Source organism: Kribbella turkmenica, from assembly GCF_004348725.1.
Taxonomy (GTDB): Bacteria; Actinomycetota; Actinomycetes; order Propionibacteriales; family Kribbellaceae; genus Kribbella; species Kribbella turkmenica.
In genome coordinates this window covers 34647-42181 of record NZ_SMKR01000050.1, presented here as the reverse complement: position 1 = coordinate 42181, position 7535 = coordinate 34647, and the positions used below count along the sequence as shown (strand labels likewise).

The window sequence follows — 7535 nt, the reverse complement described above, 5'->3', positions numbered from 1 at the left end:
GGGAGGGGGCCTCCCCATTGTTGCCACAAGCACGTACTGTGGTCCCAGGCGTACCTACAGTCACTGCTGTCACACGGCCAACGGGAGGCCCAATGCCCACAGCAGCACGGGGAGCAACTCTGATCCTCCTGGGTGCCCTGCTCGCACAGGCACCCCTCACCGCCGCGGCCTACGAACCCCGCGACCGTACGGCGTCCGCCCCGCCGGCCACCGCGCCGACCACCGCGCCGACCACCGCACCCACTACCGCGCCGGCTGCGGACCCGACAGCCGGCCGGGCAACTGTCGCCCCGACGACCGAGCCGACCGCCCGGGAAACTTCGGGCCCGCCCGCCGCCCGCAGCTGGAGCGAGCTGGCGAAGCAGGTCGCCGAGACGTCCCCGGACGACCTCCAACTCCGATCGGCGGACACCACGACGCGGGCGTCGTCGGTCCTGCGGTGCTTCAAGCTCGAGGAGGAGAACTACTGCCTCGGCCTCGGCTTCGTCGACCGCGTGCCGGACGGGGCGCAACTGCAGGAGTTGATGGCCGCGCCGAGCGTGCGCGCGGACAGTGAGACCGGGGCCGAGCAGGACATCCCGACCGGAGCGCTCACCCCCGGGGCCTTCGTGGCCGATCGTTCCTCGATGCCGAAGAGCGCACGGGTCAACGTCGAGCTGGACGAGATGCAGGCCGCCTGGGAAGGCCGTGACAAGGCCCGCGCCCTGCGCCTGCTGGACGCGGACCCGGCGGCGCCGGAGACAACGCCTTCGACCGCCACGGCCGCTCCGACGACCACGCCGATGCCGACGCGCAGTGCGCCGTCGCAGGGGACGCCGACCCCGGTGCCGGCTCCGGTTGCCCCGGTCAAGCCGCCGAATTCGTCGTACATCATGAAGGGTTTCCAGACCTCGCAGGAGAAGGGGTACTGGTGCGGCCCGGCGACGTTCCAGTCGATCGACTGGGCCGACGACAACCAGCGCGACACCCAGGCGTCCTGGGCCAAGGACCTCGGGACGACGACGTCCGGCACCGCGATCACCGCGATGGTCAAGCAGACCAACCTGAAGACCGACTGGGACCTCGCGGCCGGAACCTACATCGTCCAGAGCGTCGGCCACTGGAACGCGCAGAAGTTCTTCACCGTGCACCAGAACCACCTCGGCGACGGCAAGCCGGCGCCGATCATCGAGCACACCCAGCTGCTCAAGCGCTACTTCCCGTACCTGGCGTTCAACCACAGCGGCCACTACCAGGTCGGCCGCGGCTACGACCGGGCGAAGGGCACGATCGCGATCTACGAGGTGTTCAACGAGCGCCGGTTCAACAGTCGCGGCAACGTGACCAACGGCCCGAAGAACATCCCGGCGACCGCGCTGTTCAACGCGACCCTGGCCAACTCCTTCAAGAACATCGGTCTCTGACTCCCATGCGTCGCGCACCACTGGCCGTTGCTGCCGTCCTGCTGCTCGTCGCCGGCTGCTCCTCCGCCCCCCAGGACGCCGGCACGAGCGCCCCGTCCAGTGGACCGACCAGCACCAAACCGGGTACGCCGACAGAGACCCCGTCGGCACCCGCCGGCACCGGGACAGCGCTGCCGGTGTGGACCCGGATGATGCGACAGCCGGTGGACGGGCTGCATCTGGTCACCCAGCAGCGCAAGTACGTCGTCACCCGCGCCAGCGACGAGGCGGGGACGACGACGATCACGGACCGGTCGAGCAAGAAGGTCGTCGTCCGGCACGTCCCGCCCGCCGGATTCGTGGCGCAGTCGCCGGTGGTCATCGACGACCGCTGGGCACTGGTCCAGGACATCCGGTCCGAGGGGTCCGATCCTCAGATCCGGGTGTACCGGTACGACCTGACCACCGGCCGGGCGACTGACCTCGCCGGCCGGCTGCCCGCGGTGTCCGAGCCGGAGATCGGCGCGCTCGACGGCACGTTCGCCTACAGCTCGACCGACGCCCGCGACCGGTCCTGCCTGATCGTCGCCGAGCTCGCCACGCTGAAGTCGCGGACCGTGAGCTGCGTCGCCGCCCCCGGGTACGTCGCCGATCCGGTGGTGTCGGCGGACACGGTCACCTTCAGCGAGGTCACCGCCCCGGAGACCGCCGGCCGCTGCAAGCGCGTCCTGACTGCCTCGCTGTCCGGCGGCCTGCCCCGGCCCGTGCCGGCGGCGACCAGGTGCATCCAGTGGAGCGGAGCGTCCCTGGGTGGGGCGACCGTGTGGTCGGAGGTCGGTGCGGCCGATCCGGACCAGTACCAGAGCAAGGCGTACGTCCGGGAGTCGGCCGACTCCCCCACCCGGCCGCTCGGCATGATCGCCACCGACACGATAATTGCCTGCGGCAACTGGATTCTCTGGGAGACGCGCACCGTCGCCGACGGCGACGAGGCCTACCAGATCAACCGCTGGCATCCCGGGCTGCGGCAGCCACAACGCATCTACACCGGCAAGCCCGGCACCGTGCTGACTCCGCTGACCTGCCAGGACGATACGGTGTACGTCGAGGCCGCACAGCTCGCAACCAACCCGGCGTACACCGAAACCTTCGCCGCGCCGGCTACCTGACCGGGAGGCCGCGGTCGCGGAGGTGCTTGCGCAAAGTCTCGGCGACGGTGAACAGCTCGGCGTCGATGCCGACCGCGCGGGCGCCGTCGACGTTGTGCTGCGCGTCGTCGGTGTAGAACGTCCGGGCGGCGTCCAGGCCGAACCGCTCGAGCAGGATCCGGTAGATCTTCTCGTCCGGTTTCACGGTCTTCTCCACCCCGGAGACGACCTCGCCGTCGAACCCGGTCAGCACCGGGAACGTCTCCTTCGCGATCTCCCACTTCTCCGCCGAGAAGTTGGTCAGCGCGTACGTCGGGACGCCCGCCGCCCGCAGTTCGTCGACGAGCTCGACGGTGCCCTCGAAGACACCCTTGACCATCTTCAGCCAGCCGGTGTCGTACGCCTCGATCCACGCCGCGTGCTGGGGGTGCAGCGCGGTCAGCTCGGCGACCGCCTCCGCCCACGGCCGCCCGGCGTCCTGCTGCTGGTTCCACGCCGACGTCGTCACCTCGGTCAGGAACCGGGTCCGCTCCTGCTCGTCCGGGATCAGGTCGGCGTACAGGTAATCCGGACTCCAGTCCAGCAGCACCCCGCCGATGTCGAACACCACCGCGTCGATCGTCCGCTCCGTCATGGCCGCAACCCTATGCGAACCGCCTAGGCGGCGGTTGCGGCGTTCGCCGCCGCTCGCGCGTGCAGCGCGGGTGCCAGCGCGTACTGGCCGACGAAGATCAGCACACCCAGGAGCGCGCAACCCAGCCAGGTGGTGGTCGGGCCGAAGTACTCCAGCGAGTTCGTCCCGGCCAGCGGGCCGACCACCGTGCCGATGCCGAAGGCCATCCCGGACATGCCCATGTAGCCGCCGCGCAGGTCGACCGGCGCGAGGTCCGCGAACACGGCGCCGATCACCGCCGCGAAGCCGATCTCGCCGATCGTCCAGACCACGACCGACAGCCCGTACCCCCACCACTCGTGCACGACCGCGCCGATTCCGAACCCGAGCCCGACGACCAGCATCGACACGGCCAGCAGCTTCGGCCGGTCGAACCGCGCCAGCCGCCTGCCGAGGAACGGCTGGACCAGCACGATCACCACGCCGTTCAGCGCGATCACCAGCCCGTACGTCGACGACGGCAACCCGTCGCCCGCCATCGCCAGCGGCAGGGTCGAGTACCCCTGGAAGTAGATGGTCGCGTAACCGATCTGGAGCAGGATCATCAGCAGGAACACGGTGTCCCGGAGGGCGACCGGCAACAGCGGCCGGCGCGAGGAGCCCTCGTCCAGGGCCGGCCGGGTCTCCGGGACCATCGCCCAGATCACCAGGCCGGCGACCACCGACGTCGCGGCGTTGATCCAGAAGAGCAGTCCGTAGCCGATCGAGGCGAGCACTCCGGCGCTCACGGTGGAGACGGAGAAGCCGAGGTTGATCGCCCAGAACAGCAGCCCGTACGCACGGACCCGCTCACCCGGCTGCAGCAGGTCGGCCACGGTCGCCTGCACGGCCGGCCGGAACAGGTCTCCGAGCAGGCCGACGACGAATGCCGCCGCCCAGATCGTCAGCATCGACCGGGCCGAGCCGAGCATGATCAACGCGGCCGCCGTGCCGAAGAAGCAGGTCAGCATCGTCACCCGGCGGCCCACCCGGTCCGCGAGCCAGCCGCCGGCGAGCTGCGACGCGACCGAGCCGGCACCGACGGCGGCCGCCACGGCCCCCGCCGTCCCGGCGGAGAGGTGCCTGTCCTGGGTGAGGTAGAGAACGAGGAACGGCTGGACGAAACTGCCGAGCCGGTTGACTAGCTGGCACACCCAGAGCGCCCAGAAAGCTCGTGGCAGGGCCGGAGCGGGCGTCTCGACCGCGGCGACAGTACTCATGCCGACAACTCTCCCGGGTGGGCGTGACGCTGTCGAACATTAGGCACAGGACTAATCGGCTAGGATGACGCCGTGATCACGATCAGGTTGAACGCGGGGGACGTGGGCCGGATCAGGTTCGCGCTGTCGCCGGTGTGGGAGGCGGTCACCAGCGTGCGGGCGCTGAGCAACGACACCGCGCGCAGCGTGCACGGGCCGTGGCTGCAGAAGGTCCGGCCGATCATCGACGGCCCGGACCTGACGTTGCTCAGGGCCCTCGTCCCGCCGGTCGGCTACATCCCGGACTTCATCACACCGGCGCCGCCGCGGCGGTCGACCAGCCTGGATTCCGGCCTGGCCGCGATCGCCGCCACGCCGCACCACCTCGTGGCCGAGGAGATCGGCAAGCTGCACCACGACACCCCGAACCCGCTCCTGCCGGACCTGATCGCGCACCCGGACAAGGCACTCGACCTGATCACCTCGTCGCTGGACAGCTACTGGCGGCGCGCGATCGAGCCGGACTGGCGGCGGATGCGCTCGCTGTTGCAGGATGACCTCGCGTTCCGGCTGGACGAGCTGGCCAGTGGCGGGATCGAGCGGCTGTTCCGCAACCTGCATCCGTCGGTGCGATTCAGCGGCACCCGGATCGAGATCGACCGGCCGTTCGTCTGCGACGGCGAGCCGATGGCCGGGCAGGGCCTGCTGCTCGTGCCGTGCGTGTTCACCTGGCCGGCCGGGCTCGCGGTGACGGCGGCGCCGCACGTTCCGACGATCACCTACCCGCCGCGCGGGCTCGGGCGCCTGTGGGAGGACCGCCAGGACACGGCGGAGTCCCCGCTCGCGGACCTGGTCGGGCGCACGCGCGCGGCGATCGTGAGCCATCTGGACCTGCCGATGTCGACGACTCACCTGGCCCACCAGCTCGGGGTGTCGGCGCCGACGCTGAGCGTCCACCTCGGCATCCTGCGGAACGCCGGGATGGTGGATTCACGCCGCGACGGGCGGGCCGTGCTCTACTACCGCACGTCGCTCGGCAGCCAACTCCTCGCCGCCGCCACCCCGCTGGCCTCGACCGCCTGAGCACCAGGACACCGCCGCTACCCGAAGCTCGGCGGGTCCACCTGGACGCGGACCAAGCCGGGGCTCTTCTTGGTGCTCCGAGCTGACTGCGCTTCCTTCAACGTGCGCGCCAGTGCCGAGCCGGCCGCGCGCGGCGTCCGCACGACCGCGCGCACCGTCTCCTCGTCGACGTCGACCGGCCCCAGCACCTCCAGCCCGGCGGTTGCCGACAGCAACTGCCGGAGCCGGGCGATCAGGTCGGCGACCGCGTCGGCGGGCCCGGTGAGCTCGGCCAGCCTGGCCGCCGGCGCCAGCCGGGCTGCCCGCCGCTCCTCGACCTCGCGCGCCGCGAAGCCTTCCGGACTCCAGCGGACGACCGCCTGCAACGGCAACGCGGACGGCTCGCCGACGAGAATCACCGTCCCGGTTCGCCGGACGAGCGCAGCGGCGTTGAACCACCGGCGAACGGCCTCCTCCGGCGCGCGCAGGTCCGGCCGGGCCAGCATCAGCCACGTGTCGAGCAAGAGCGCCGCGCTGTAACCGCCCTCGGCCACCGGCTCGGCTCCCGGTGTGCTCACGATCAGGGCCGGCGAGTCCGGTACGACGTCGAGCACGTTGTCGCCGCCCGACGTACGCACGACCACGCCGGGGAACGCGCGACCCAACTCCTCCGCCGTACGGCGGGCGCCGACGACGGCGGCGCGCATCCGGGTGTCACCGCACTCGGGGCAGCGGTGGTCCGTCGCCGGGCGACCGCACACGCTGCAACTCGCCGGCCCGGCTCCACCGGTCCGGCGGAGGGTGCCACCGCACGCCGAACACCGGGACGGCGTTCGGCACGTCTGGCACACCAGGCTCGGCAGGTACCCGGCCCGCGGCACCTGCACCAGCACGGGCCCGGACCGCAGCCCCTCACGGGCGATCTCGAAGGCCCGGTGCGGCAACCGCGCGGCCCGGGCGGCCGGATCACGGGCGAGATCCGTGTCCGACTCCCCCGCGATGTGGACCGCCGGGGCGACTGCCCGGATCACCGTCCGGTCCGCGATCAACTCGTGCGCGAACCCGGACTCCAGCAGCGCCGCCGCCTCCGCCGTACGGGCGAAGCCACCGAGCAGCGCGGCACATTGCTGCCGGAAGGCCCGCAACAGCAGGGCCTCCCGGGCATGCGGGTACGGCGCGCGCGGCTCGGCGTACGAGTCGTCGCCGTCGTCCCACAGCGCGACCAGCCCGAGGTTCGCCACCGGCGCGAACGCGGCCGCGCGCGTCCCGATCACCACTCGCGCGCCCCCGCGCAACGCGGCCAGGAACGCGCGGTAGCGGGCCGTCGGGCCGAGATCCGCCGACAGCGTCACGAACCCGGTCGCCCCGAGCACCGTCGTACACGCCGCCGCCAACCGCTCGAGATCCCGAGCATCCGGAGCCAGCAGCAGCGCCCCACGCCCCGACGCCGCGCACACCGCGGCCGCCTGCGCGAACCCAAGCGCCCAATCGGCCCCCGGCACGGCCGTCCAGATCGCACGCGGCGCCTCCGACCGCGCCACCGCGTCGAGAAAGCCCGGCGGGTACGACGACCACTCGGAGCGGGAGGTGGACAGCGGAGGAGGCGCCGGCTGGTCGCAGCGGAGCGGCTCGCCCTCGACCTTCGCGTGCCGTGGCGGCACCGCGAGGCGGGTGACGTCGGCGAACACTCCGGCGTACCGGTCGGCGACGGCGCGGCAGAGATCGGCGATCTCCGGCGTCAGCACCCGCTCGGGCGACACGACCTTGCGGATCCGGGTCAGCTTGCCGTCGTGGTCGGACGACTCCAGCCGCTCCAGCACGAACCCGTCGAGGTCCTTGCCGGCGAACCGGACCTTGACCCGCGCCCCGGGCTGCGCCGCCTCGGCCAGGTCGTCGGGGACCAGGTAGTCGAACGGCCGGTCCAGGTGCGGCAGCGAGACGTCGACCGCGATCCGGGCCACCGGCAACGAGGAGGTGATCCCGGCCGGCGCCTTCGTCCGGGACCTGCGAACGGTGTCGCGCAGCAGCGTCAGCTGCTCCGGCGAGTCCCCGTTCGATGTCACCGGGAAACTCTAGTCCGCCACGGCGACAG

General features: G+C 71.8%; 6 protein-coding genes. 3 read left to right on the top strand and 3 right to left on the bottom strand.

Annotated features, from left to right (window positions below; translation table 11 throughout):
* Window positions 1-92 precede the first annotated feature (92 nt).
* On the top strand, window positions 93-1403 hold the full coding sequence (locus tag E1218_RS13995) for a C39 family peptidase (protein ID WP_132320060.1): 1311 nt from the start codon (window positions 93-95) through the stop codon (window positions 1401-1403).
* 5 nt (window positions 1404-1408) lie between these two features.
* Window positions 1409-2551 carry a hypothetical protein gene (locus E1218_RS13990; protein WP_233712212.1) on the top strand — a complete coding sequence of 381 codons (1143 nt, stop codon included), beginning with the start codon at window positions 1409-1411 and terminating at the stop codon, window positions 2549-2551.
* Here the strand turns inward: E1218_RS13990 and E1218_RS13985 are convergent.
* Together E1218_RS13985 and E1218_RS13980 are read right to left on the bottom strand one after the other, a co-directional pair.
* Window positions 2544-3164 (bottom strand): HAD family hydrolase, encoded by a 621-nt coding sequence (locus tag E1218_RS13985; RefSeq protein WP_132320058.1) that lies wholly within the window; start codon window positions 3162-3164, stop codon window positions 2544-2546. The genes E1218_RS13990 and E1218_RS13985 overlap by 8 nt on opposite strands.
* A 23-nt stretch (window positions 3165-3187) precedes the next feature.
* Window positions 3188-4402, bottom strand: coding sequence for an MDR family MFS transporter (locus E1218_RS13980; protein WP_132320056.1), 1215 nt, complete (start codon window positions 4400-4402; stop codon window positions 3188-3190).
* A 72-nt stretch (window positions 4403-4474) separates the two neighbouring features.
* Between E1218_RS13980 and E1218_RS13975 the strand changes: the two genes are divergently transcribed.
* Window positions 4475-5464: an ArsR/SmtB family transcription factor gene (locus E1218_RS13975; protein ID WP_132320054.1), complete on the top strand. Its 990-nt coding sequence runs from the start codon at window positions 4475-4477 to the stop codon at window positions 5462-5464.
* A 17-nt stretch (window positions 5465-5481) separates the two neighbouring features.
* On the opposite strand, the gene E1218_RS13970 is transcribed toward E1218_RS13975, so the two are convergent.
* A complete protein-coding gene (locus E1218_RS13970; RefSeq protein ID WP_132320052.1) occupies window positions 5482-7506 on the bottom strand; it encodes a primosomal protein N' in 2025 nt (674 codons plus the stop codon).
* Window positions 7507-7535: the final 29 nt, after the last annotated feature.

Coding starts and splice junctions, on each gene's coding strand:
- E1218_RS13995 (WP_132320060.1), top strand. CDS start 93: ATGCCCACAGCAGCACGGGGAGCAACTCTGATCCTCCTGGGTGCCCTG.
- E1218_RS13990 (WP_233712212.1), top strand. CDS start 1,409: ATGCGTCGCGCACCACTGGCCGTTGCTGCCGTCCTGCTGCTCGTCGCC.
- E1218_RS13980 (WP_132320056.1), bottom strand. CDS start 4,402: ATGAGTACTGTCGCCGCGGTCGAGACGCCCGCTCCGGCCCTGCCACGA.
- E1218_RS13985 (WP_132320058.1), bottom strand. CDS start 3,164: ATGACGGAGCGGACGATCGACGCGGTGGTGTTCGACATCGGCGGGGTG.